Source organism: Spiroplasma endosymbiont of Stenodema calcarata (genome assembly GCF_964031205.1).
Taxonomy (GTDB): domain Bacteria; phylum Bacillota_I; class Bacilli_A; order Mycoplasmatales; family Mycoplasmataceae; genus Spiroplasma.
Window position 1 is genome coordinate 1,111,068 of the sequence record NZ_OZ035018.1, and the last position, 26,478, is coordinate 1,137,545.

Here is a 26,478-nt window from a genome sequence, read left to right on the forward strand (position 1 = left end):
CTGACAAAGTAGTCGGTGATGTAACCCATACTTTCTTTTAAAAAGCAAAAGTAATAATTTCATCTGGGAATTGGCCATAAATAAATGCAAATAAATCTTCTGATGGAACAAACATAATTGCACTTGAAATTTCATTTTCCAATTTAACATATTTGGCAACTTCATTAATGCGGTTTTTTAAATCTTGTTTAAATAAATTTAAAAAGCTATCTTTAATTGCCTTCTCACTTGCTTCTAAATATTTATTATAATTTGTCAATGGAAACTTTGCATCAATTGCAATGTTTTCCTTCGCTTCGCCAGTTTTAACTAAGGCATCAACTACTGTCCCACTTGGTAATCGGTACTGACGATTCCATCCCTGCTGTCCTTCTCCATACATATCACTTAATACTTTTTCTAACAAGTATTCACCTAAATTACCCCGTTTTTTATTGTTTAAAAAAACATCATTTAATGATTTTACTTTCGCTTCAACCGTTTTTAATGTTTCTGTTGATTCTTTTAATACATTCAGATTTGACAAAACATCACCAAAAGATTTTGAAATAAACTGTTCTTGACTATGTAGATTATGTTTTAAATCACTATCCTGCTTTGATAAATTACTTTTAAAACTATTTAGACCTTCATTTAAAGCCGCAATATTGCGGTTAAATGTATTGTCATTAGTCGTAGAACAACGTTGAAATTCACTAATTAAATTTAATAACTCTCGTTTTTGTTCAGTAAGTTGATTTTGTAACATTGTTACTTGTTTCTCTAAAATTTCTTTTGATGCTTGAATATCTTTTTGCAATAATGCCGAATCATTATTTGCCATTGTTTTTTTACTGGTTTTTATTAAAAAAATAATTAAAAAAACAACTAAAATAAATAAAATTATTCCTAATAAAACATATGAAATCGTGGTCACTCTAATCCTCCTTAAATTTTTGAATTATGCTTAAATAAGTCTTTTTAATTATAAACTGTCAAAGTAAAAAAAAGAAACTCCTAAATTTATTAGTTTTGTAAGAACTACATACATTTTAGAACATCTGACAAAGGCGTTAGAATTAGAATGTAAAATTTAAAATGAAGATAATATAAAATCTTTTGGTATCTCTTAATAAATCTTTGGACAAAAAATGTTTGAAAAAAAATAAAAAATATTATTAATAAATGGCTATAAAGATATAAAATGAGTTTGGATAACAAAATACTTTATTTTAAAAATTATAAAAATATTAAAATATATAATCAAACTATAGGAGGAAAATAATATGAAAAAATTATTATCACTATTTGGAAGCACTATTCTTAGTGCGGCTAGCTTTGCTGGAATAGCACAATTAAATAATTCTAGCGAATTAAGTAATTATAATTATAAACTAAATACTAACAATGATTCGTTGAGTTTTGATCAAGCAGGCTATTCAGATTATTTAATGGGATGAGGATAACAAGATAGTAGTATTTATAATAATACAAATGCTCAAATTAATTATAACTGAGGAAGTAGATCTTACTCAGGTGGATTAGATTACACTAAAGTAGATTTATCAAGTGCCCCTGTTTCAGACCAATGAACACAATATAAATCATGATCCATTTTTAGCAGTGATATTATGATTGGATTTGCAGAAGTCCGAATGAATATAGTACTACAATGTCATAAAGGAAATGATGGAAAATATAATATTCGTTATAAAATTCTTAATACAAAAACAGATTGATCAGGATCATACGCTCATTTTTGAGGTCATCTTTAAAAAATAATGTATTAAAATAAATAAAGTATTTTCTTATCCACATAAATAAATATATCCCACATATTTTGGGACAATAAATAAAATATTTAAATATTTTATTTTTTATTATAAATTAAAAATTTCATTCAATTTTCAACTAAATAAAGGATAAAATAAAAAAATAAAAAAATTATTAATATTTTTGTTAACAATGTTGCTAGTTATATTAAATGCCCTTTCTTTTAAGTCAAGATTATTGAAACATATTTAATGAATCAATAAAATATAAATAAAGATGTAACCAGGCAAAAGGTGATGGGAGTTTCCAAAACTATATTAGAAATAATGATAAACATCTGGTATTTATAATATATTAAAAAAGAACTTTATTCTGGTGAAACAACCGTTGATGCAACAATAAATATATTCTAACGAGATTCCGTAACTTTTTGTTAAAAAGAAATATATGATTTATAAAATAAAAACATTTAGGGATCTTAAAATATTTTCATTATTACTAAATGGATAAACTTTATGACCCATCGAAAGTTATTTTAAGAAGTAAAAGGCAAATTAATATCTTAATCATTGATAATTATAAAGGAGTAATAATATCCTCAACACTGATAAGAAAATAAAACATAATTTTCAAAAAAAGAAGCAGCAAAACAATCGCTTAGATTTTATTGTTAAGATTAAAATAAATATAATATTTGAGAAATTAACTAATGATTTTTCTCCCATTTTTCAGAATCATACCTATATTTTTGTTGTAGAAATTAGCTTAACGCAACAAAATTTTTTCACTAAAAAATCAACTCTTTTTTGAGTTGATCTGTTAGATTTTCCTTATACGATACGTTAATATAAGTTCTATTAAAATTTTTAAAAAACAAAGTGGTCTAAAATTCTTATGATGCCTTCTATAGATTTATGAATTTATCTTTTTACTTTAAGCAAAAGTTACATTTAAAGTATAAAATGGAATCAATGTCATTGCGGCTGCCAATTGATCTGACGCTGCTAAGATTTTTGAACCCGGTTTAGCATTTACCGTTGCTCCTGATTTATCTTCTTTAAATGTCACTCAAATTTCATCATATAAAATATCTTTATATTTATCAGCAAATTCTTGTCCTAATAATTTTGCCACAAGATCATAACGAAGCATATTTATTGTATCTTCACTATAACTTTTATCTAGTTCAACATTGATTGTACTATTAGGAGCTGGTTTAGCATTATCCATATTTAAAAATTTCCGTGGTGTTGAATGAATTGTGAAGTCAGCTTTTAACACAGATTCATTGATAACTCCGGCTGCGGATGCTTTAATTGCCAGATTTCCTTTCCCAGTATTTGTATCAATTGTTAAAGTAACACCACAGTTCATCATTGCATTCATCATTACTTGCGCCATTGTATTTTTATATAAAGCAACAAAACGATTTCGATCCCCAACAAATTCCATAATAGCAGCTGTTAGAGCTGTTTGGTTTCCTTCAGCATCAGTTTTATAATCATCTCATAATTTTTCATCAATATAAATATCACCAACACTTGTTAGTGGAAATGCCTCAGGAAAGGTAAATGCCTCATTTACAATTGTGACGGCATCGCCGGTAAAATTACCTCCTACTTTTGGTGTAATAATTGAATTACGACTTGTTTGGTCAATATTGACATTGACATCATTAAGGGTAAATTTTGTTCCATTTAAACCATTAACAGCTTGTAATACTGTTTGCGGTGATAAAACGTCTCCCATTCCACTATCATATGGCATTGATGTAAAAGTAATAATTTTCTTAATGTCAGTTGTTGACCATTTTAAATTCATTACTTTTGTTAAAAATGGATGTTTTGGTGCATCTGGCATAAAACGAATTGTTGCCGTTTTCATTCCTGGTGCTAAGTCAACATCAAAGTTATTAACATCATAACCTTCTTGCCCTAATTTTGCTCTAATATTAGCAACTGTTGGAATCCCAGAAAATGTGTCATTTTTTCCGCCGTTGTCAACATTTTTGCAAGCACTTACTGTCCCAGCAATTGGTGTTGTTAATGCTAATGAAGCTAAAATCATCATTAATTTTTTCATTTTTTTCTTGCTCCTCTAATTTAATTATAATTATTAAGTGTTATAAATAATAAGTTTCTTTTAAATAAAACTCTTTTTGATATTAGGTTTGATTCCTGCTACTTGTGGTGGTGTTGTTTCCTTTTTAAAAAGTAATAATCGATGGCTTTTAATTATGTTTGCCACAAGAAAAGATATAATAATTAATTTCTTCAATAAGAAAATAATTAAATCATCAATGCGATATTTAACAAAAGTATATGATCGCAAGACAATAAAGAAAAATGTTAAATCAGTAAAGGAATTAAAATAAATTAAGTCATTAATTTTGTATCAATAAATTAAATAAACTCGAAAAGTAATTAATGTAACAAAGAAGGTAATAATAAATAACGCATAAAAAAAATAAAATGAAATTAAAATAGAATCATAAAAATGATAGTAAAATTTTGTGAACTTGCTAAATAAAACTGTGGTATAAGTATTAACATAAACTTTATATGATAGAAATAAAATATTAGTCAATCATAATAAAATTACAATAATATTAATTTTCAAAATATTATCTCATTGTAAAATAATTCGTTTATAATGCTTAAAATTTTGTAAAACTTGTATTAGAATTACTAAGAAAAATAAAAAAGCCCCAGTTATTAAAACAATGTAAATTAAATTTAATGTGGCATTAATAAAAGCTCACTTAGTATAATGATTAACAAAAGAAGTTAAGAAAAATGAAATACCAAAATATAAAATAAATAATACTGAATATATATTAAAAAATGCTTGAAAATATTTTTTAAAATTTGTTTTCATTCTAATCACCTATATGACATTCCCACATTCAATATATCTAACATTATTTAATTAAAAAACCCTTTGTGAACCAATAATTAAAATCTTTAATAATATAATTTTAGTTATTTATTAATAATGTTCAAAGTAATTATACCGTGAAAATTTTTAAAATAAATTTAAAATTTCTTTAATTTTGTCGAAAACTCTTGATATTTATAGAATATATCTAATTTTAGGTATATTTTTAATATATAGAGGTAAATAATTGATGGAAAAAATAATTACAGAATTAAAAAACAGTTTTACAGATGATCAATTTTTAGAATTTGCTGAAAAAATAAAAAAAGAAGCAGAAGTAATCAAAAAACAAAAACGTTTAAATGAAATTGATCAAAAATTTAGAGATAAAGGCATTATATGTCCTGATTGTAAATCTTATCATTGTGTTAAAAATGGTCATAATCCCGAAGGAAAACAAAAATATTTATGTAAAAAATGTCGTGCTAGTTTTGATGCTTTTCGTCATCATTTTACTTATTGAAGTCATTTAAATTATGAACAGTGAAATTTATTAATTCAAATTTCATTATTAGGACAATCTAGTAAAATAATTTCCCGTTTTATTAAAACAACACCAAAAACTGCTTGATATAATCGTCAAAAATTAATGCAATCAAAACAATTAGAAAATACTCAATTAAAATTTAAAAAATTAAATGGTCAAATCCAAATTGATGAAACTTTTATTAAAGAAATCCATAAAGGTAATTTTAAAGATAAATTTGATAAACGAAAAACTCATCTTGATCCATTTTCAACTAATACCAAATGCTGTATTCAAATGGTAGTTGATAGCAATAATAATATTTTTGTTCAATCCACCAATACCAAACGATTACAAAAACAATGAATTATTGAAAATATGAATAAGCAATTAATTAAAGAAAAATCAATAATTATTTCTGACATGCAACCATTATATTTATTAGTAGCAAAACAAACAAATTCTACTCTATATTCTACCAAAACTAGTACAAACCCTGATACTAGTTATCGAAAGTTAAATAAGATTAGTAAATTACAATCCAGTCTTAAAGAAGCCTTAATTCATTATCATGGTTTGGGTTTTACTAATATTCAAAATTATTTAAATCTATGAAAATGAAAATACCAACATAAAGGTTTAATACCAAAACAACAATCAACGGTATTATATTTTAATGTTTAAAAAATTTAAAGCAAAATCATGATCTTAAACAAAATTATTTTTCAAATTGTCATATTGATGATTTTTTTATTTCATCAAGAGTTTTCGACAAAATTAAAGTAAAATTTTATTTTTATAATAACAATTTATTATTTTTTAACTTTAAAGTACCATTTAAAAAAATATTACCATCTTGCCTTAATTTCTAATTGGGAAAAGATTTCCTTGAATTTTAGCGGCAGTTTTTATCTTTATTTTTGTGGCAATAATGTTTATAATTATTCCTTTTAGGCTTAACAAAATTTTTATAATTAATCTTAGTTTAGAGTTAGAAAATAAAAAAGGTTTGGATTTCTATTTAGAAATCCAAACCTTTTTAAAGTTAATTCTTACTTGCTAATTAAAGCATACGTATCCTCACAAATCATTACTTCTTCATTTGTTCGCATCGCATAAACTGGATAAATCGCATTTGCTGTTGAAATTAAATTTTCATTTTCATATGAACTTTGATTTGCTTGCTCTGATAATTCTAGGTTTAAAAGTTTAACCTCATTAATTACTAGTTGCCGCATTTCACTTGAATTTTCCCCAATTCCAGCTGTAAAGACAACTGCATCAAGTTTAACTCCTAAATCATTCGCGTAAGTCACAATATACTTTGCAATTCTTTTTGCACTCATTGTTAATGCTAACTGACTGTGTTCATTATCTTTACTACTTTTAAAAACATCCCGTAAATCTGATGATACCCCCGAAATTCCTAATAATCCTGATTTCTTATTTAAAGTATTAGTAATATCATCTAATGTTGCCCCCGTTTGGTTGGCAATAAACTGATGGATTGAAGGATCAATATCGCCACTACGTGTTCCCATAATTAATCCTTCCAAAGGTGTTAATCCCATTGAAGTATTAAAACTTTGCCCATTTTTTACCGCACAAATTGAAGCACCATTACCTAAATGACAAATAATAGCATTAAGGTTACCAACAGGTTTTTGTAAAACCGCTGCTAATCGGTTTGTAATATAACGGTATGAAATCCCATGGAAGCCATAACGACGAACTTGATGTTTACTATACCATTCGTATGGGACTGAATATAAGTAGTTTTCTTTTGGAATTGTTGTATGAAATGAAGTATCAAAAACAGCAACATTTGGCACTGCAACAATATTACGAAAAGCTTCAATTGCTGCAATTGCCGGTGGATTGTGCAATGGTGCTAACGAAACCATTCGTTTAATTTCTGCAAAAACTTCATCGGTAATAATTGTTGATTGAGTAAACTTTTCGCCCCCATGGACAATTCGATGTCCAATTCCTTGCACATCAGCAAAATCCTGAATAATCTTATGTTCTTTTAACTTGGCAATTAATACTTTTGCTGTTGCCTTATGATCTGGTAAGTCTTCATTTGTTTGGAATTCTTGACCATTAAATTTAATAGTAAAAATTCCATCAATATTAATTCGTTCAGCTAAACCTTTACAAATTACTTCATAATTATTATTACTTACTTGATACAATTGGAATTTCATTGAACTACTTCCTGCGTTAATTACTAAAATCATTTTATTTTTCTCCTTCACTTAATTATTTATAAACACATAAATATGCCGTAACTAAGACAGTATTATAAATATCATTAATTGTTGCCCCACGTGATAAATCATTAACAGGGCAATCTAAACCAATTACAATTGGTCCAACTGCTTCAAAACCACCTAATCGTTGGGCAATTTTATATCCAATATTCCCCGCATCTAAATTCGGAAAAACAAAAATATCGGCCGGCGCTGTTAAAGTTGATGTTGGTGCTTTTTTATTTCGAATTACATCATCTCATGCTGCATCAAATTGAAATTCGCCATCAACACGACAATCTTTTAAATCTTTTGTTTTTAAAATTTCATATGCTTCTCGTACTTTATCAACAGAAGTTCCTCGTCCTGATCCTTTTGTTGAAAATGATAATAAGGCCATTTGTGGTTTTTTAAAGGCAAAAACTTGACTTGCTTCATATCCTAAATAAGCAATATTAGCTAATTCTTCAGCGGTTGGGTCAATATTTAATGCACAGTCTGTAAAAATATAACGTTCATCACTGCGAACCATTAAAAAGAATGATGAAACTAATTTAATCCCTGGTTTCGCTTTGATAATTCGTAAAGCTGGTCCAATAATGTCTTTAGTGTCATAACTAATACCACCGACCATACCATCAACTAACCCTTTTTTAACTCACAATATTGCTAGATAATTACATTCCTGAACTAAATGTGTTGCTTCCGCAATGGAAACTTTTCCTTTTCGTAATTCAACTAAATATTCCGCTAATTCTTGCATATTTTGTTCTTCACAAACTAAAACTTCACATTGATAATCATCAAAATTTGCTGGTACTTCGGCACGTGTTTTAAAAACAAGAACTGGTGTAATTTTTGTTCCTACTAAGCGCTTTGCAACTTCTTGAATTCGTTCTGAATTTCCTTCTGGAAAAATAATTTTAATTTTCTTAGAAGATTCATTTATTTTTTTAAGTGTATTTTCTAATACATTCATCTTTAAACCTCTTTCTTATTAAATCTTTACCAAATAATTATATTACTTTTTTCAATGATTTTAGAAAAAGTCTGAAATTAATTGGTAATTATTCCTTAATTTTTGGTAATTTAATTACATTTTTATTATTTATTGTAACTGCTGTAATTTTGATAAAGCAATCGTTGTATTTCATGTTCCATCTTTATGAACAGCACTGCCCAAATGAATTGCATCGCAATACTGTTGAATTTTTTGATAGTTTGTTAAATTAATCCCACTTCCCCCTTGAATCTGAACACCATAATTCCGTAATCCTTGTAAAATAGTTAAGTTTTCCAAAATTGAGGTTCTGCCACCTTGAGTTAAGATTGTTTTAACACCCAACTGTGCCAATTGTTGAACTGCTGTAACTTTATCATCAATTAAATCAAAAGCCCGATGAAAAGTAACTGCTAACGGATGTGCTAAGGTGACTAATTCTTGCATTCGAATAAGATCTAAATGATGATCGCGGGTTAAAATGCCAATAACAATTCCTTGTGCTTTAGTTGTCTTAATGTATCTAATATCTTTTTTAATTTGTAAATATTCATCCTCCGGACAATAAAAGTCAGCGGTATGATGCCGAACCATCACCCGAATCGGTATTTTAATTTGTTCGGTAGTTTCTTTAATAACATCATATGCTGGTGTTAAGCCACCTTGATTTAAATTCCGACATAATTCAATCCGATTAATGTTCCCTGCTTGTTCAATAATTTGACAATCTTGCAGGTTTATTGCAATAATTTCAATAAACATTTATTGTTGCTCCCCACTAATAAATTTAATTCGATTAATAATACCATTGATTTTATTATTATATGTTCCTAATTTAATATTTAATAATAAAACATTATTAACTTTTAATAAGTTGGCATAATCTTTATAGATTCCAGCAAAAGCTGTAATACTAATTTCACCACTTTCATCATAACAATCTAGAAAGGCCATTTTGTTATTGTTTTTGTCAGTTATCGCTTTAATCCTTTTTACCATCACTAAGACATTTGTTAATCCTAAACTTAAGCGTAAATTACTAATTAATGTTGTTTTTGCATGGTAGCCTTCTTTCTCACGAATATATTTTAACGGATGATTTGATAAATAAAATCCTAGAAATTCATATTCTTTTTCCAAGCAAACAACTTCATCATCTGGTTCAAGTATTAAGTCTGGTTTTTCTGCTAGCGAAAAATCAACAACCAAATTTTCATTCTCTTCTTGGATTTTAATTAACTCAATATAAGTAATAATTCGTTGATAATTATTAAATAAAGTAATTCGATTCATCTTAAATAAATCTAAAGCTCCCGAAAAGGATAATGCTTCATAAGTTTTTCGATTTAAGCCTTTCTTATATAAACGAATAAACAAATCATATAAATCAGTAAAGGGACCATTTGCTTGATATTCACTAGCAATCTTTTTGAAGAAAGCAAATCCAATTTGTTTAATAATTAATAATGGAATGAAAATTTGATTATCAACAGTATGATATTGCCCGTATGGACTATTAATACTAGGTGGCACAATTGTCAAATGATTTTTTTTTGCTAAAGCAATATAATCATTTGTTTTATGTTCATCACCAATAACATTTGTTAATAAACTAGCTAAAAATTGGGATGGATAATTTGCTTTTAAGTATGCCATTTGATAACCCAATAGTGAATAAGCTACGGCATGACTACGATTAAAACCATAGGATGCAAATTTATAAATTAATTCTCAAATTTCTTGAGCAATTTTTTCTACATATTGATTTTTAATTGCTTCTTCAATAAATTCAGTTTTTATTTGTTCCATAATCCTTGCATCTTTTTTTCCCATCGCTCGGCGTAAAACATCAGCCTTTGCTAATGAAAAATTAGCAACTTTTTGGGCAATCAACATTACTTGTTCTTGATAAACAATAATTCCATATGTTGGTGCCAAAATTGTTGTTAACCGATCATCAATGTAAGTAACTTTTGCTAAATTTTTTTTTCGTTGAATAAAAAGAGGAATATTATCTTGCGGTCCTGGTCGATACAAAGATGAAGTCGCCACAATATCTTCTAATTGATCAGGCACCATATCAACTAATACTTTTGTCATTCCTGGTGATTCTAACTGAAAAATTCCTTTCGTATCGCCTTGTGCTAAAAGATGATAAGTTTTTTGATCATTTAATGGGAGTTTATTTACATCTAAGGTTACTTTTGTTGCTTGATAAATGTTATCAACAACATCATGCAAAATTGTTAGATTTCGTAATCCTAATAAATCCATTTTTAATATTCCTAACTCTTCTAAGTAGTTCATTGAATATTGAGTTTGATAAATTCCATTATAACCTTCTTTAACTGGAATGATTGTTTGCAATCGTTGTTGGGTCAAAACAACTCCTGCCGCATGGGTTCCTGTTTGGCGAGGTAATCCAATAATCTTTTCCAAGTGTAAAAAGACTTGGGGGTATTTTTTTTGATAAATTTCAAAAACATGATTAGAATTAATTGCTTGTTGATATTGATAATTATATTCTAATGGTACTGCCTTACTCATTTTATCGGCTTTTTCAATTGCAATATCAAAAATTCGGCAAATATCACGAATTGCCATTTTCATCCCAATCGTTTGGAACGTAACAATATGTGCAACATGATCACTGCCATATTTTTCAAAGAGATATTCAACAATCATTTCGCGTTTATCATCTTGAAAATCAATATCAATATCGGGTAAACTTTTTCGTTCCGGATTTAAAAAACGCTCAAAAAGGAGGTTGTAAGTAATTGGATCAATTGTGGTAATATCTAATAAATAACTAACTAAACTTCCAGCGGCACTTCCACGACCTGGTCCAACATAGACATTTTGTTGTTTAGCATACCGAACATAATCTCATACAATTAAAAAATAATCATTAAAACCCATTTCATTAATAACATCTAATTCATAATTTAACCGCTCCTCATATTTCTCATAAAGATTATTAAGATTTTTTGCTGATAAACTTGTTTGGCAAATTTCACGCAAAAATTGATGGGCTGGTTGGCCATCAGGGCATGGATACCGTAATAAATTATCAAAAATTATTCCTTTATTTAATGGAAATAAATCAATTTCAGTAATGAATTGTTTAATATTTTCAAAGTATTGTTGGTAAAGTTTTGGCGGGTCAACTCAACCATATAAATCATCTAGCTTGCTTTCTTTAAACAAAGTTTGCATTTTAATTGTATCAACAACTTTATATGCCGTAAAATCCGCACTAGTAAAATATTGCACTTTATTATTTCAAATAATGTGGTCTGCGGAACTTAAACTTAGAAAGGAATTTAATAAGGGGGCATTACTATTATTGATTCCTAAATATAAGTCACCTTTTATTTCTAAATTGTTTTTTAATATCTCAAATACTTCTGATTGATAATTATCAACAGTATAATTAATAATAATTTTTAAGTCCTTTGTTAAAAACTTACTAAGATCTTCAAATGTTAGGATAGTTTTATGTTCAGCATTAATCATTATTAAAGATGAGATTTCGACCAAATTAAAATAACCCTTTTGATTACGAGCAAATAAATTTAAATTATATGGTTCATTATTAAATAAAATTGTAACATTTAAACCAATAACTGGCTTAATTTTATTTTTTTGGGCAAGCTGATGGAACTCATAGACCCCAAACATATTACTATCACAAATTGCTATTGATGATAATCCATTTGTCATGGCATAATTAAAATATTTATCAAACTTAATTAAGGATGATAATAAACTATAACTTGTACGAACATTTAAATGGGGGATTGTCATGTTTACTGCCTCTTTCTACTTTCATTTTAACGAAAAAGAAAATAAAAACCACAATAGTGGCTTAATTTTATAGTTTAATGAAAATAACAATAATCATTATAACAATTAAGATCGCTAAAATCCCAAAGACTAAAAAACGCCATAAACGTGGTTTCTTCTTCGGGGCCATTTCTTGTAATAATTCTTTTTCTAAATCAATTGCACTTTCATTGTAAAAATTATTTTTTTCTTTATTCATATTTATAACTTTAATATCGTCATCTTTGAAATCACGAATAATTGAAAATTCTTCATCAATTAAAATTGTTTCTTCTAATAAATTAGTTCGTGAACGCTCTGCATTTCGTAATTCCCGTTCATTAACTAATGTCCCTGTTGTTTCTTTCTTTTTCTGAAAAAAATTAACTTTCTTCATAAACATCGTCCCTACCAATTAGATATGTCTTTATATTCTTTTTAATTATAATATCAATTATCTCTTGCCACATCAAATTTTGTTCCTGAAATTCTGCTTGTTTTAAGCGTGGTTTTGTCACCGGATTTTTTGGGACAAAAAGATTACAACAATCTTCAAAAGGCAAAATTGATGTTTGATAAGTATCAATTTTTATTGCAATATCAATAATATCATTTTTATCAAAACATAAAACTGGTCGTAGAACTGGTAAAGTTGAAACATTATTAATAACATTAATACTTTCAATTGTTTGTGACGCAACTTGCCCCAATGATTCCCCAGTAATAATTGCCTGACAATTTAATTTTATCGCTAAGAGATTTGCAATTCGATAAAACATTCGTCGCATAATTGTAATCCGATAAGTTGGATCAGGAATATGCATTAATTCATGTTGTAACATTACAAAATCAATGACATGTAAACGTTGCTGTGTTTGATCGGTATAACAGTCTAATTTTTGAACTAAAGTTTGTACTTTTTTCAAAGCATCATTAGTAGTATATGGCGGCGTTGCAAAATGTAAGTACTCAACACTCATTCCCCTCTTCATCATTAAAAAAGCAGCAACAGGTGAATCAATTCCCCCCGATAACATTACTAAACCGCGGCCAGAAATCCCAACCGGCAAGCCACCAATTGTTTTAATCTTATTAATAAAAACATAAGTAAACCCACGGCGAATTTCCACATCAATTTGCAAAGTTGGATGACGAACATCAACTTTAACATTTGTTTGCTTTAAAATTTTTGGTGCCAACTGTTGTTTGATTTCTGTTGAAGTTAATGGGAAAGTTTTATCACTCCGGCGAACTTCTAATTTGAAAGTATCTGGTTGATAATGTTGCACCAATGCAATCATACAATCACCAATTGCTGTTAAATCACACTCAACTCGTTTTGCTAAAGACAATGAGGATGATCCAAAAATATTTTTAACAATATTAATAATTACTTCGCTAACTGTTGGATCCAACAATTCAATAAATAAACGATCAAATTCTTTCTTTAACTTATATTGTGTTTCATATTCTTTTAATTTATTTTTAATATTATCAATTAATATTCTAATAAAATCACTCCGATTTTTTCCTTTGGTTGTTAATTCACCATATCGTACTAATATTACATCAAAATTCATTTTCTGCTCCATTTCCTATTTCTTTTTTCCACGTTCTTCATTAATGATTTTTAACGATAAAAACAATGATCCATCATAGTCCCCATTTCGATAAGCAATCTGGGCATTTCGCAATTGATCATCAACATCATCATTTGTTAAAATATATTTTTGGGCATAAACTAATGTTTCTTGTGCTAAAAGATCTAATAAAATATTATTTTTAATTTTTTCAAATAGTTTTAACACTTCCGTTTTTAAACGATTTAATTTTCCAGTTGCTTCATCCACCTCATAACGATTATCGACATCAAAAGAAAGTTGTTTAACCTGCTCAAGTGATTTACGATAATCCATAATAGGTTTTTCATATTTTGTTAATAATTTTTTATACTGCAGTTGGTTTAAACGAACCTCAGCTTGCAAAAGGACAACCTCTAATAAATGAATTGTTTTACGAATTTCCGTCTCTGCAAAATTACGTTTTTCAATAATTTTTACAACATTTTCTAATGCTTCTTGAACAACAACAGCATTTTCTAATAACCGCACCAGTTCTTTATTAAATTCAATAAAATCACGACCATTACGATTTATTTCTAAGACAAGACGATTTGTATCATGTGTTAATTCTTTTGTTCGACCCATTGCTTCACGATAAATACTTTCTTCATATTCTGCTAATGTTGATGAACTCCGTAAAACCTCAATTTGACGGGAAATAACATTGAAGCTACGTTCAATTTTATTAATATATTCTATTACAACTTTATAATATTTTTTAAAACATGAAATAATTCCTTTTTGATGCTCAATTGTTTGATTAAAATCACTAATCTGATTAATAATTTCAATTGCCTTTTTTGATGCTTTTTTATATTGTAAATTATCAATATATTTTGAAATTAAAATTTTAGTTTCATCAATGCTATGGGTTAACTCATCAAAACTATATTTTAATACATCGCGACTATTTTCATCTTTATTAAATAAGACATATTTATCTTTTAATAAAGATAATTTATTCGGAACCACTTTTGTTAATAACGTTTTAATTTGGGGAATATTATCTAAAATCTCAACAAAGATTGTTAAAGAAGTAATAATATTTGATAAAATTTGTTCTGTTTTATCAAAATTACCCGCTGTTAAATAATCTTCAAATTCATCAAACATTGCTTCAATATTTCGTTCAAAATCCGTAATTTTTTTTGTATCTAAAGAAACATTCATTTGCAATTTAATAGCATCTTCCCGCAAAGAATTAAACATTTTTTTATGCGCTAAAATATAATCCCGTTGTAATAATTCAATTTGTAACTGACTATTAATTTCTTCTAATAATCGACGAGCCTCTTCTTCTAATAAGGTCACTTCTTTCAGCAACGGAATAATTTTTTGCACAGATAATTTTGGCATTTTCTGCGGTGTTGCTTTATTAATTTGATATAATTTTTGAAAAACTTCTAAACAACTTATTAACTTTTTCTCATAAATAATTTCATATTTTGTTCGTCAAACCAATAAATCTTTCGCATATCGATTATTATATCGAGCAATTTCTGAAACACGAAAAATTTTATGTTTTAAAGGTAACCGTTTTAAAACATCAAACTTTCGTAAAATCTTAATTTCAATTGTTTTTAAGTGCCGTTTTCGTTCCCAAAAGAAAAACGTAATACTCAACAAAAACAAGCATAGAATGAATAAAATAAATAATGTTAATTTAACTGGATTATCAATAATATTATTAATAACATTACCCATTTTATCGTGCCCCCAATCAAAGTATATATTAATTGAATTATAGCACTTGCGAAAAATATTACATTAAAAATTAGAAAAATATTGAATTATCCTTAATTTTATTATACAATAACTTTTAGACAACACAGAGAAGCAGCAGAATTGCATAGCAATGTTCTTAGTTTTTAAATACTAACGATTTAAACATTAAAAGTAACCCTAGCTGTTAGGGCGAATCGAAAAACTTCCATTATTAGAGCAATTCAATGAATCTTTTTGTATGTCACAATGATATATAGGAGGTTTTTTTAATGGCACGTTATCGTGGAAGTACATTTAAGAAAGCAAGACGATACGGATTTAGTATCTTAGAAAACGATAAAGAATTTTCAAAAGGGAAAAAAAGAACAACAGCGCCAGGACAACATGGCCAACGTCGATCAAAATTATCAAACTACGGATTACAATTACATGAAAAACAAAAAGTACGTTATATGTATGGTTTAACTGAACGCCAATTTCGTAATACTTACACTAAATCAAAAAAAATGAAAGGAATTACCGGAACTAACTTTTTAATTATGTTAGAATCACGTTTAGACAACTTGGTTCACCGTATGGGCTTAGCTCAAACAAGAGCTGGTGCAAGACAATTAGTAAACCATACCCATATTTTAGTAAATGGAAAGAAAGTAGATATTCCATCATATAATTGTAAGTTAGGAGACATTATTAGTGTTAAAGAAAGTTCACAAAAAAATGTGAAAATCTTAGAAAGTTTGGAAAGCCAAGTTAGTACACTAGAATTTGTAAAATTTGATAAAACTAAAATGACAGGAACATATCTTCGTTTCCCAGTTCGTGAAGAACTAAATAGTAATATTAACGATGCTTTAATCGTTGAATGATACAACCGTTTAGTATAAAAAACATCTCTAATGAGATGTTTTTTTCTTTTCAAATTATTAAAAGTAAATAATAAATGTATGCGATTAAAATTATTTAATTTTCCTATTTTTTTATTTTAAATAAAAAAATATAATTTTCAATAAGCTTAATCCAATACAATGGCAAAACATTACCTTAAATTTTAACTAATATTAATCCCCCGTGATTGTAATAAACCAGCTGCAGTTCGATCAATAACAACTGTAACATCGTGATGCATTTGAAGGGCAGTACAAGGTCATAAATTATTAATCTCACCTTCCACTAATTGTTTAATTGCTTGAGCTTTATTTGAACCGTTTGCCATTAAGATAATTTTTTTAGCATTTAAAATTGATTTAATTCCCATTGAAACCGCCTGTTGGGGAACTTCTGCACTTGAAGCAAAAAAACGGGCATTGGCTTGAATTGTTGATTCAACTAAATTAACAACACCCGTTAAAGAAGTAAAATCAGCTGGTGGTTCATTAAAACCAACATGACCATTTGTTCCCACTCCTAATAATTGCACATCAATGCCTCCCGCTTTAGCAATTAAAGTATCATATTGTTTGGCAGCAGCAACATAATCTCCTGTACCGATTGGGACATGCGTATTGTCCTTATTAATATTAAGCTGATTAAATAATTTCTTATTCATAAAATAACGATAACTTTGCGGATGAGTTGGTTCTAATCCAACATATTCATCTAAGTTAAAAGTTATTACTTTTTTTCAATCAGTATTATTTTTTTGATAATCTGCAATAAGATACTGATAAACTGGTTCTGGCGAAGAACCAGTTGCTAAACCAAAAACTGCCGTTGGGTTTTGTTGGACTATATTTATAAAAATTTGACCAACAACTTTTCCAATTGTATTTTTATCTTCGACAACAATCAATTTCATTTTTATAACCTCATTTCTTACTATTATATATTATACTATAATCTAAGTTTCCCCTTATTTTAATTCAAGTTGTGAATAAGCAATTTCGCCTTCACATAAGGTCATTAGAACTTCTAATTTTGAATCTAAAATAACTAAATCCGCTAACTTTCCAATCGTAATGGAACCAGTTTCCTGATAAATCCCTAATTGCTTAGCAATATTTGTACTAGTTACTAAGGCTAATTCTTGTAACGAACAATTAGTATAGTTATAAAAATTCTGGGCACAATAATCATATGTTGCTACTGAACCGGCAATTGTATCAGTCCCTTTAATGACAACTTTTTGACCAGTTTTAATAACCGGCAATGGGCCAAATTCATATTCTCCATCTGGTAATCCTTTTGCTAACATTGCATCAGTAACTAATATAATTCCATCAGCACCTTTAATTTTATATGTTAAATTAATAATGCTTGGATTAACATGAATGCCATCACTAATGATCTCTCCTATAATTTCATTAAAATTTAAAACTGCTGGAACAACTCCGGGATGGCGATGATCATATTTACTCATTGCATTATACAAATGGGTAACATGCTTAACCCCCATTTTTACTCGTTCGGCAACCAAATCAAATGTTGCATTTGAATGACCAATTGAAGGCAGGATATTATGTTCTAATAAAAATTTTGTAAAAGTACCATTTTCTTCTTCCGGCGCATATGTCACAATACGAATATTATTGTTCGATGCTATCATTCATTTTTTTAGAAGTTCAATATCAGGAGCTTTTAAAAGAGTTTCATCATGGGCTCCTTTAAAAACTTTTGAAATAAACGGTCCTTCTAAATGTGCTCCAATTTGTCGCGCTTGCGGTCCTTTATTATAATGGGTCATATAATCTTGATAAACAGTTAATATTGATGTAATTGTTTCATCACTACCAGTAATAATTGTTTGACAATACTTCGTAATTCCTTCTTGAGCGACTGCTTGCGCAAATTTTTGAAAACTCGTAATTGTTCCTTTTTCTGTATCTTCTCCATACCCACCATGAACATGACAATCAATAAAACCTGGCATAATAATTGCTCGCTGTAAATAATATCCTGGTTCACTAGTATCACCACTATTAATCGCAATAATTTTACTATCCTTAATTTCTAATCAGCCATTGGGAATGACATGGTCTTCACAAACTATTGTCGCATTTTTTAAAATCATTTTTTTGCCCCACCTTTCTATTTCTTAAAATGTAAAATTTAATGGTAATTTTTTTAAATCAAATGTTACTTTTTTCCGCCCTAAACAACGATATAACAATGCTAAAATCAACATATGATTATTTTCACGAATTAAATAAATTTGTTTACCAACAGTAATTTTAACACCAATATCAATGTATTCAACATTGTAAATATTACTTAAATTAAACTGTACTACTTTTTCATTATTATTTTTATCAAAACCATCAATAATAAAACGTTTATTAGTAATTAACAAAACTCCTTTACAAAAAAACTTAATCTCATTTTGCGGATCTAAAAGATGAATATTAACAGCATTATTTTTAAAATGACATTTCTCTTTTGGATCTAAATCAAAGGCAACTGGTAACACTTTTAACGGTCGTCATAAGGTAAAATTAACCTCTTCAACATTATAAATAAATTCTTGTTCCCGACCATTTAAGACTAAATCTAATTTTCGTTGATATTTATAAAAGCGATGAATAAAATCTTGCGTATACGCAAAATTCTTTAAAATTCATCGTTTAAAGATTCAATACTTAAAACTACGAAAGTTCTCATTCCCCATTTTTTTCTGATAACGTTCTAATACAAAGCGTGGTTTATACTTAAAATTATCTTCATTTAAAGTAAACTTCCACTCCTCACGTTTTAAATAAAAAGTTATATCTTTTGTCATTCTTGAAAACATTTTGATCACCTTTGTTAATTATATAACAAAATAAAAAAACTCTAAACTAATCAATGATTAATTTAGAGTCTAGGGTTATTTTTAACTAAATTCAATGGTGGTTCAGGACGGAATTGAACCGCCGACACTTTGAGCTTCAATCAAATGCTCTACCAACTGAGCTACTGAACCACGATTGGCGGTCTTGACGGGACTCGAACCCGCGATCTCCTCTGTGACAGAGAGGCATGATAACCACTTCACTACAAGACCATTGGTTGCGGGGGCAGGACTTGAACCTGCGACCTTTGGGTTATGAGCCCAACAAGCTACCACTGCTCCACCCCACAATTTAAATACTACCATATTTTAACTTTTAATTGCAAGTTTTTTATTGCAAAAAAAATGGCGGAAGATGAGGGATTCGAACCCCCGCGCGGCTTTCACCGCCTGTCGGTTTTCAAGACCGATCCCTTCAACCAGACTTGGGTAATCTTCCACGATGCTCTTAAAGCAATTAAAAATATAAATGGTGGACCCTACTGGACTTGAACCAGTGACCATCCGGTTATGAGCCGGATGCTCTAACCAACTGAGCTAAGGGTCCATGGTAGCGAGAAAGAGACTTGAACTCTTGACCTCCCGGGTATGAGCCGAGCGCTCTAACCAGCTGAGCTATCCCGCCATATAATAAATTTAATTACTTTTTCATATCATTTTAATGGTGGACCCGAACGGGATCGAACCGTCGACCCCCTGCGTGCAAGGCAGGTGCTCTCCCAGCTGAGCTACGGGCCCAAAATAACTAAAAAATGGTCGGAAAGACAGGATTCGAACCTGCGACCCCTCGGTCCCAAACCGAGTGCTCTACCAAGCTAAGCTACTTTCCGAAAAAAAATAACATCTAAATAAATGGCGCGCCCAGAAGGATTCGAACCCTCAACCTTTTGATCCGTAGTCAAACGATCTATCCAATTGATCTATGGGCGCATAGAAATAAAAGTATTTAAATGTTAATTCGATTTAAATGGAGGCACTAGTCGGACTCGAACCGACGATCGGGGAGTTGCAGTCCCATGCCTTAGCCACCTTGGCTATAGTGCCATAAAATCTAAACCCCTAATATATTATCATATTCACAATGCATTTCAACCAAAATAAGTAAAAAACTTAAAATCATTTTTTTGAATAAAATTTTTTTACTCAACGGCAAATAAAAAGAGATACAACGGTTGTTCACCATCAATAAATTCATATTCAACATCAAAACTTTCATCAAGATATTTTCGAATCGCATTAGTATCCCGCGTTTCAGCATCTTCGCCAATAAAAATTGTGATAATTTCTGTTGATTTACCAATCGCACGGTCAAACAAATATTTCATTGTTTTTACTAAAGTTGGATATGAACAAATAATCTTTTTATTCATAATTCCCATATATTCACCTTTATTAATTTTGATTCCATCAATTGATGTTGTTTTTGCTGAAATTGTAATTCCCAAGCTGCTTACATTTTTTAAGCTTGACTTTAAAGTTGAAAAATTCTTTTTTGCTGTTTCACTAGTTTCAAATGATAATGCCGCAACCATCCCTTCTTGGATCGAAGTTGTTGGCACAACATAAACATTTGATTTTCGTTCAACTTTTGCTGCTTGTTGTGCCGCTAAAATGGCATTACTATTATTCGGTAAAATAAAGACATCAACTGCATCGGCTTCTTCAATCACTCTTAAGTAATCATCCGTCGAAGGATTCATTGATACACCACCATTTACAATATATTGAATATTTAAATCACTTTTAAAGAATTGCGCAATTCCATTTGATGGCGTCACGGCAATAATTGCCGCGGGATTCTTTAATTCTCGTTCAGCCTTAATTGTTTTAACATGTTTTGCTGCTTGTAAATTCATATTTTCAACTTTTATGTTCTTAAATTCACCATGCTGTTGTAAAAATGTCAAAGTATTCCCTGGCATTAAGGTATGAACATGGACTTTTAAAATATCATCATCGACAACCGCGACAATTGATCGACAACCTTGATCTTCTAATGTTTGCCGAATTTGAGTTACATTAATTTTATTAATATGCTTATTATCTAAAAGGACAATTGTTTCTGTACAATAACCAAACTCTTCATTTTGCAAATCCATAACAACATTATTACCGGTATTTTCCACTTGTTTTTTTAGTTGCGGAACAATTTTTCCGGTTTTTCAATATGTTGTTATTCCTTCAAAAATTTTTACTAAGCCAAAACCACCAGAATCAACAACACCAACTTCTTTTAAAACTGGTAATAACTCTGGAGTATTATTTAATGACTCTGTTGCAAAATCAACAATTTTCTCGAATAAAGCAGGAACCGGAATCTCTTGATCCAACGCCAAAACATGTTCAGCTGTTTCCCGAATTACGGTTAAAATTGTTCCCTCAACGGGTTTCATAACAGCCTTGTAAGCTACTTCTTTTGCTTCTGAAATTCCAGACTTAACTGAATTAAAATTTAATTCATCAAAATCTTTTAAACCATTAGCAAAACCACGAAAAATCTGCGATAAAATAACACCTGAATTTCCGCGGGCTCCCATAATTAATCCTCGCGCAAAAACATCAGCAACTTTACTAATTGACTTTGAATTAAGGTCATTAATTTCCTTAATTGCATTCGTCATGGTTAAATTCATATTGGTTCCTGTATCACCATCAGGAACTGGAAAAACATTTAATTTATCAATTTCCGGATAAAAGTTATATAAATTGTTATATCCGCTGATTAGTGAATCTTTAAAAGATTTTGCATTAAATTCCATTTCTATCACCTTTACATTTTTCATTTAACTACTTTTCCCTTTTTAATTCTCTTAAGTGATATAATTGTAAATCTTGCATTATTCTAATATCTCGTTGTTCATAAGTTTGTTAAATTAATAAATCTTGAATGTTTATGTTAACATAAATCATAATATCTTTTGAATAAACATCCAACTTTTCTAATTCATATTTAATTCTAATCTGTATCTCTCGTGCAATATCTTTAATATTAACTCCTTCAAGCAAGATAAGAAAAATATCTATATAAAAATTACGACTATCTTGTCTCAATTTAATTGATTGTGAGTAATCTTTCTGTAACATTGTAACATTTTCTTCACTTTTTTCTGCTGGATCAGCATTAGCAAAACCAGCAACACCGGGAACGGTAATTACTGCTGCATGAACTAAATCTGCTATTTCAGGTACATTAACTTTTTCAATCATAAAAATCACCACTAAACTAAATTAACATTAATAATTATAGCGAGAAAAATATAATAAAGCAATAAATTTATTACATTTTCTTCATTAAAATCACTAACCCCGTTCCCTTTCTTCTAATAATTATTTAAAAAAATCATCTAAATTAGTCAACATATGACTAGCATTAACAAGTCCATCTAATGTCTTTTCTTCTGCTAAGATTAATTCCTTGTTTTTTAAAACAAAATCTTTTGTATTTATTTCTTGGTTTGTTGAAAGATCCTTAATTTTGATACATTCACTAATATCTTCTCAGGAAAAGCCATTTTGTACTCTTAACGAAGCTATTGAATGAGCAATACTATGATTTAACGCCGTATAATCACGTTTTCCCCCAATTGTATTTTCAAATGATAAACTTTGAGTAAATGAGTAATGATTATTACCCTGTTCACTTGCTTTTCTTACTATCATTTCAATCATGAAATTTCCTCCTATATGCAATGATTTTACTACAAAATAAAACTAATTACTACTTTATCATTTTGAATAATTTAAAACACAGATTTAAAAATCTGTGTTTTATTTTCTTAATAATTTCTAAATTTTTTGTTTAATATGTGATAATTGCATTAATTTTTCAAGCATTGTATTACTTAAATTATTCAATATCCTTTTAACTTAATTTTTAAAAGTTCTTGTTCTTATTTAATTTGAATTTATCAATTACGATTGTTTTACTTTAATCTTTTTAAACATCAAAATTATATAGAATATTTTATTTTTAATAAAAACTATTATTTTTGGTAATTTATTAGGAATTGTTAATTATTTTGTTATATTTTTATTTACCGAGTAAAATTATAATTTAATTTTACTAATTTTATTTAACACATTTTTATTTAATTGTTTGTAATTTTCAATTGATATTTTTTAATTCAAAACATTTAATTTCATTAATTATTTTTCATCTCGAAATTCGTTATTGCAATCATAATATTCTTCGTTTTTATAGTCATTTTTTAAAGAACTTAATTATAAATTATAACCACAACTTTGTATAAAAATTAAAGTTGTTAATAAAGCAGGTTATATATTTAATTAAAAAAGGATGTCTTTTAACAACAGTATAACATTGAGTCAATTGCTTTATCTATAATTATTCTACAAGCAAGTTTTAAAATTATATGTATTAAATCCACCAATTGCATAAAATTTAATCATTAACACTGTTAAGAATAAATTTTATTCAATAAGCAACCAAAAAAAGGTAAAACTATTAAAAAAATTATTTTTTTTCTTGCTTTTAATCATAAAATTCGCTATTATTTTATAGTATGTAGATATAAAGGAGTGAAATCATGGCAAGAAAATGTGCAATTACTGGCAAAGGTGCTTTATCAGGAAACAAACGTTCACATGCGTTAAATGCAACACGTCGTAAATGAAATGTTAATTTACAAAAAGTTCGCATTGTTGTTGATGGGGAAGTTAAAACATTACGCGTAGCAACAAGAACTTTAAAAACTTTAAAGCGTAAAGGACAAATTGCTCAATAACAAATACAATTAAGGAATAATTTAAAAAGGAAGGATAAATTTTAAAATTTATCCTTCCTTTTTTTGAAAAATACGATAAAATAAAAATGGTATCTAAATGCCCATGTGGCGGAATTGGCAGACGCAGTAGACTCAAAATCTACCGAAGAAATTCGTATCGGTTCGAGCCCGATCATGGGTACCAATTTTAAGACAAAAAAATAATCGGTAATTATTACCGATTTTTTATTTACTATAAATTGCAACAACCTGTCCTGATAACACTTCAACATTACCACTTGAACTAACAAATTCATTACTAATCGCATTCGATGATAATTGTCTTAGTAATAAATTTTCGACATTATATTTTAAATTAGTAATTGTGACTGTAGCATCCTGAAGCGCAAATAATGAAAAATAACGATAATCTGGCTTTGCAATTACTTCATTCATTCCAGGTTGTAATAAGTAAGCATATGTATAATCATTAATAAAAATAACATTATAACGATAAATAAAATTAAGACAACTTAATTCCATATCAAACCGGCGCCCTTGTGCAATTAAAACTATTTCCGTAGGATTTAGTTTTAAAGCTTCTTGAATAGCAATTTCACCATCAATATAATCTTTAACTTGGGAAATTTCCAAAATGGTTTTCGCCTTACTCTTAATAAGTACTAAATCATCATCCTGCAAACTATCTTGGTCACAACATAATAAATCAATTTGATTAAAAGTGTTAATTAAAGCTAAACAACCCCGTTCAACCCCAATTTTGTAATAATTCTGGTATTGATGTAAATCTAATTTAGTTTCAGAACAAACAATTAAAACCTTAGTTGGTTTCATCAGCTAATAATCCTTGTAATCGGGTTATTAAATCCGAATGACCAAATAAATAACTACCGGCCACCAAAACATCAACACCATAGTTTTTACAAATTAATCCTGTTTGTTCATTAATACCACCATCAACTTCAATTAAGGTTGAATACTGATGCTGATCAAGATATGTTCGTAATTCCTTAATTTTTTTTGCGGCCTGAGGAATAAAACTTTGCCCACCAAAGCCAGGTTCGACAGTCATAATCAATACTAAATCTAATTGTTCAAGATATGGAAAAACAACAGTCAATGGTGTTCTTGGGTTAATTGCTAACCCAATTTTAAGTTGTAATTTAATTCGTAACATTAAAAATTCTGTTAACTGGTCCGGGGTTAATGCTTCATAATGTAATGTAATTGAAGAAGCTCCGGCTTTAATAAAAGGTAATAAATAACTTTCCACACTTTGATTTTTAATTTTAACCATTAAATGACAATCCAAATATAAATTACTATAACTTCTAATATCGGCCAAAATTTTTGGACCAAAGGTTAAATTAGGCACAAAATCACCATCCATTACATCAAAATGAATTCATTCTGCCCCGGCGGTTCTAATCACTGTTAATTCATCTTTTAACGCTAAATAATTAGCACTTAATACACTTGGAGCCACAAAATATTTTTTCATTATAACCTCCTGTTACCTATTGTTCTTGCATAATTCGCACATAATCATTGTAAAAAAATAAGGGAATTACTTTTTCTTCGACTAATACTTTTATTTTACAATGTGGTTCATACAAGTGCAAGCATGTTCGAAACTTACATTCTTTCGCATACTGGGCAAATAGATGATATGCTTGCGCTAAGGACCCTTTTTGATAATCTCTTAAATCAAAGGTAGAAAAACCAGGGGTATCGGCAATCATCCCCCCTAATAATTCATATAAGGCACTTGTTGTTGTCGTATGTTTTCCTCGACCTAATGCTTTTGAAATTTCTTGTGTTTTAATAATATCATCTTGCAATAATGTATTTAAAGTTGATGATTTACCACTACCAGTTTGGCCTGTAAAAACAGAGATTTTGTTTTTAAAAATCTGCTCAAATTGTTGTCATGTTTTTTTATCATCTTTTTTATTACTAATAAAATAAACCTCATATCCTAACTGCGAATACCAATTAAAATATTTTTGATAAAGTTCATCGGTTTTAATTAAATCTTTTTTGGTAAAAAGAATCACTGGTTTTAAACCTTTATATTCAATAAAAGCTAAATATTTATTTAATAAATATGAATTAAAAGTTGGTTCACTCATCGCTGTAATAATAATTATTTGATCAACATTTGCAATTCGTGGCCGATATAATTCATTTTTCCGGGGGGCAATTTGATAAATAATTCCTTGCTTGTCATCTTGTTTTTCAAATTGAACATAATCCCCAACAACTGGTTTAATGTCTTGGTGCCGAAAGATTCCTTTTGCTTTGCATGCATAAATTTGATTGTCAGTATTATTTTTTACATAACAAAACTCACTAACAATTCTTACAATCATTCCTGTCTGTGACATCTTA

At 28.7% G+C, this 26,478-nt stretch carries 23 protein-coding genes and 11 tRNA genes; 5 read left to right on the forward strand and 29 right to left on the reverse strand.

The genetic code is table 4. The annotated features are described in order from the left end of the window. Nucleotides 1-37: 37 nt before the first annotated feature. Nucleotides 38-823, reverse strand: coding sequence for a DNA recombination protein RmuC (gene rmuC, locus ACQH24_RS05980; RefSeq protein ID WP_425379700.1), 786 nt, complete (start codon nt 821-823; stop codon nt 38-40). Nucleotides 824-1,265: 442 nt separating this feature from the next. Here rmuC and ACQH24_RS05985 point away from each other — a divergent pair, with 442 nt between their 5' ends. Then, nucleotides 1,266-1,445: a hypothetical protein gene (locus ACQH24_RS05985; RefSeq protein ID WP_425379701.1), complete on the forward strand. Its 180-nt coding sequence runs from the start codon at nt 1,266-1,268 to the stop codon at nt 1,443-1,445. A 1,240-nt stretch (nt 1,446-2,685) separates the two neighbouring features. On the opposite strand, the gene ACQH24_RS05990 is transcribed toward ACQH24_RS05985, so the two are convergent. Both ACQH24_RS05990 and ACQH24_RS05995 read right to left on the reverse strand, forming a co-directional pair. Further along, the gene (locus ACQH24_RS05990) at nt 2,686-3,834 is read right to left on the reverse strand and encodes a Vmc-like lipoprotein signal peptide domain-containing protein (RefSeq protein WP_425379702.1); all 1,149 of its coding nucleotides are present in this window, start codon (nt 3,832-3,834) and stop codon (nt 2,686-2,688) included. A gap of 60 nt (nt 3,835-3,894) precedes the next feature. Next, nucleotides 3,895-4,629 (reverse strand): hypothetical protein, encoded by a 735-nt coding sequence (locus tag ACQH24_RS05995; RefSeq protein ID WP_425379703.1) that lies wholly within the window; start codon nt 4,627-4,629, stop codon nt 3,895-3,897. A gap of 250 nt (nt 4,630-4,879) precedes the next feature. On the opposite strand from ACQH24_RS05995, the gene ACQH24_RS06000 reads away from it, so the two are divergent. Beyond that, complete coding sequence (locus ACQH24_RS06000; RefSeq protein WP_425379704.1) at nt 4,880-5,839, forward strand: transposase; 960 nt, start codon at nt 4,880-4,882, stop codon at nt 5,837-5,839. 368 nt (nt 5,840-6,207) lie between these two features. Here the strand turns inward: ACQH24_RS06000 and ACQH24_RS06005 are convergent, their stop codons facing one another. From ACQH24_RS06005 to ACQH24_RS06035, 7 genes are all read right to left on the reverse strand, one after another. Continuing rightward, nucleotides 6,208-7,395, reverse strand: coding sequence for an acetate kinase (locus tag ACQH24_RS06005; RefSeq protein ID WP_425379705.1), 1,188 nt, complete (start codon nt 7,393-7,395; stop codon nt 6,208-6,210). A gap of 22 nt (nt 7,396-7,417) precedes the next feature. Further along, a complete protein-coding gene (gene pta / locus ACQH24_RS06010) occupies nt 7,418-8,386 on the reverse strand; it encodes a phosphate acetyltransferase (protein WP_425379706.1) in 969 nt (322 codons plus the stop codon). Between the two features lie 129 nt (nt 8,387-8,515). Then, on the reverse strand, nt 8,516-9,169 hold the full coding sequence (locus tag ACQH24_RS06015; RefSeq protein WP_425379707.1) for a copper homeostasis protein CutC: 654 nt from the start codon (nt 9,167-9,169) through the stop codon (nt 8,516-8,518). Then, nucleotides 9,170-12,214, reverse strand: a complete 3,045-nt coding sequence (locus ACQH24_RS06020; RefSeq protein ID WP_425379708.1) for a DNA polymerase III subunit alpha — start codon at nt 12,212-12,214, stop codon at nt 9,170-9,172. A 67-nt stretch (nt 12,215-12,281) separates the two neighbouring features. Next, entirely contained in the window at nt 12,282-12,629 is a 348-nt protein-coding gene (locus ACQH24_RS06025; RefSeq protein ID WP_425379709.1) for a hypothetical protein, read from the reverse strand. Further along, nucleotides 12,616-13,812: a tRNA uracil 4-sulfurtransferase ThiI gene (thiI, locus tag ACQH24_RS06030; RefSeq protein WP_425379710.1), complete on the reverse strand. Its 1,197-nt coding sequence runs from the start codon at nt 13,810-13,812 to the stop codon at nt 12,616-12,618. Before thiI ends, ACQH24_RS06025 begins: the two co-directional genes overlap by 14 nt. A gap of 15 nt (nt 13,813-13,827) precedes the next feature. After that, nucleotides 13,828-15,558 (reverse strand): septation ring formation regulator EzrA, encoded by a 1,731-nt coding sequence (locus ACQH24_RS06035; RefSeq protein WP_425379711.1) that lies wholly within the window; start codon nt 15,556-15,558, stop codon nt 13,828-13,830. A 290-nt stretch (nt 15,559-15,848) separates the two neighbouring features. On the opposite strand from ACQH24_RS06035, the gene rpsD reads away from it, so the two are divergent. Continuing rightward, nucleotides 15,849-16,463: a 30S ribosomal protein S4 gene (rpsD, locus tag ACQH24_RS06040; protein ID WP_425379712.1), complete on the forward strand. Its 615-nt coding sequence runs from the start codon at nt 15,849-15,851 to the stop codon at nt 16,461-16,463. Nucleotides 16,464-16,627: 164 nt separating this feature from the next. Here rpsD and nagB read toward each other — a convergent pair whose 3' ends face one another. The 16 genes from nagB to ACQH24_RS06120 form a co-directional block, all read right to left on the reverse strand. Further along, complete coding sequence (gene nagB, locus ACQH24_RS06045; RefSeq protein WP_425379713.1) at nt 16,628-17,374, reverse strand: glucosamine-6-phosphate deaminase; 747 nt, start codon at nt 17,372-17,374, stop codon at nt 16,628-16,630. A 54-nt stretch (nt 17,375-17,428) separates the two neighbouring features. Next, on the reverse strand, nt 17,429-18,586 hold the full coding sequence (nagA, locus tag ACQH24_RS06050) for an N-acetylglucosamine-6-phosphate deacetylase (protein ID WP_425379714.1): 1,158 nt from the start codon (nt 18,584-18,586) through the stop codon (nt 17,429-17,431). 24 nt (nt 18,587-18,610) lie between these two features. Then, complete coding sequence (locus tag ACQH24_RS06055; protein ID WP_425379715.1) at nt 18,611-19,303, reverse strand: hypothetical protein; 693 nt, start codon at nt 19,301-19,303, stop codon at nt 18,611-18,613. 95 nt (nt 19,304-19,398) lie between these two features. Next, nucleotides 19,399-19,474, reverse strand: a tRNA-Phe gene (locus ACQH24_RS06060). Nucleotides 19,475-19,479: 5 nt separating this feature from the next. Next, nucleotides 19,480-19,555, reverse strand: a tRNA-Asp gene (locus ACQH24_RS06065). 2 nt (nt 19,556-19,557) lie between these two features. Continuing rightward, nucleotides 19,558-19,632 (reverse strand) — tRNA-Met (locus tag ACQH24_RS06070). Between the two features lie 56 nt (nt 19,633-19,688). Continuing rightward, nucleotides 19,689-19,781, reverse strand: a tRNA-Ser gene (locus tag ACQH24_RS06075). Nucleotides 19,782-19,812: 31 nt separating this feature from the next. Further along, nucleotides 19,813-19,889, reverse strand: a tRNA-Ile gene (locus ACQH24_RS06080). Between the two features lies 1 nt (nt 19,890). Beyond that, nucleotides 19,891-19,967, reverse strand: a tRNA-Met gene (locus ACQH24_RS06085). A gap of 37 nt (nt 19,968-20,004) precedes the next feature. Continuing rightward, nucleotides 20,005-20,080 (reverse strand) — tRNA-Ala (locus ACQH24_RS06090). A gap of 15 nt (nt 20,081-20,095) precedes the next feature. Beyond that, nucleotides 20,096-20,172, reverse strand: a tRNA-Pro gene (locus ACQH24_RS06095). Nucleotides 20,173-20,195: 23 nt separating this feature from the next. After that, nucleotides 20,196-20,272, reverse strand: a tRNA-Arg gene (locus ACQH24_RS06100). A gap of 38 nt (nt 20,273-20,310) precedes the next feature. Next, nucleotides 20,311-20,386 (reverse strand) — tRNA-Cys (locus ACQH24_RS06105). Nucleotides 20,387-20,481: 95 nt separating this feature from the next. Beyond that, a complete protein-coding gene (locus ACQH24_RS06110; RefSeq protein WP_425380703.1) occupies nt 20,482-22,101 on the reverse strand; it encodes a DAK2 domain-containing protein in 1,620 nt (539 codons plus the stop codon). Between the two features lie 109 nt (nt 22,102-22,210). Then, a complete protein-coding gene (locus ACQH24_RS06115; protein ID WP_425379716.1) occupies nt 22,211-22,549 on the reverse strand; it encodes an Asp23/Gls24 family envelope stress response protein in 339 nt (112 codons plus the stop codon). Between the two features lie 120 nt (nt 22,550-22,669). Further along, the gene (locus ACQH24_RS06120; RefSeq protein WP_425379717.1) at nt 22,670-23,011 is read right to left on the reverse strand and encodes a hypothetical protein; all 342 of its coding nucleotides are present in this window, start codon (nt 23,009-23,011) and stop codon (nt 22,670-22,672) included. Nucleotides 23,012-23,889: 878 nt separating this feature from the next. Here ACQH24_RS06120 and rpmB point away from each other — a divergent pair. Together rpmB and ACQH24_RS06130 are read left to right on the forward strand one after the other, a co-directional pair. Beyond that, entirely contained in the window at nt 23,890-24,087 is a 198-nt protein-coding gene (gene rpmB / locus ACQH24_RS06125) for a 50S ribosomal protein L28 (protein WP_070407057.1), read from the forward strand. A 99-nt stretch (nt 24,088-24,186) separates the two neighbouring features. Further along, a tRNA-Leu gene (locus ACQH24_RS06130) sits at nt 24,187-24,271 on the forward strand. A 41-nt stretch (nt 24,272-24,312) separates the two neighbouring features. Here the strand turns inward: ACQH24_RS06130 and ACQH24_RS06135 are convergent. The 3 genes from ACQH24_RS06135 to rsgA are packed head-to-tail and all read right to left on the reverse strand — an operon-like array spanning nt 24,313 to nt 26,474. Beyond that, nucleotides 24,313-24,921 carry a thiamine diphosphokinase gene (locus ACQH24_RS06135; RefSeq protein WP_425379718.1) on the reverse strand — a complete coding sequence of 203 codons (609 nt, stop codon included), beginning with the start codon at nt 24,919-24,921 and terminating at the stop codon, nt 24,313-24,315. Further along, entirely contained in the window at nt 24,908-25,588 is a 681-nt protein-coding gene (rpe, locus tag ACQH24_RS06140; protein ID WP_425379719.1) for a ribulose-phosphate 3-epimerase, read from the reverse strand. The genes ACQH24_RS06135 and rpe overlap by 14 nt, the downstream gene beginning before the upstream one ends. A gap of 16 nt (nt 25,589-25,604) precedes the next feature. Further along, a complete protein-coding gene (gene rsgA / locus ACQH24_RS06145) occupies nt 25,605-26,474 on the reverse strand; it encodes a ribosome small subunit-dependent GTPase A (protein WP_425379720.1) in 870 nt (289 codons plus the stop codon). Between the last annotated feature and the right edge of the window lie 4 nt (nt 26,475-26,478).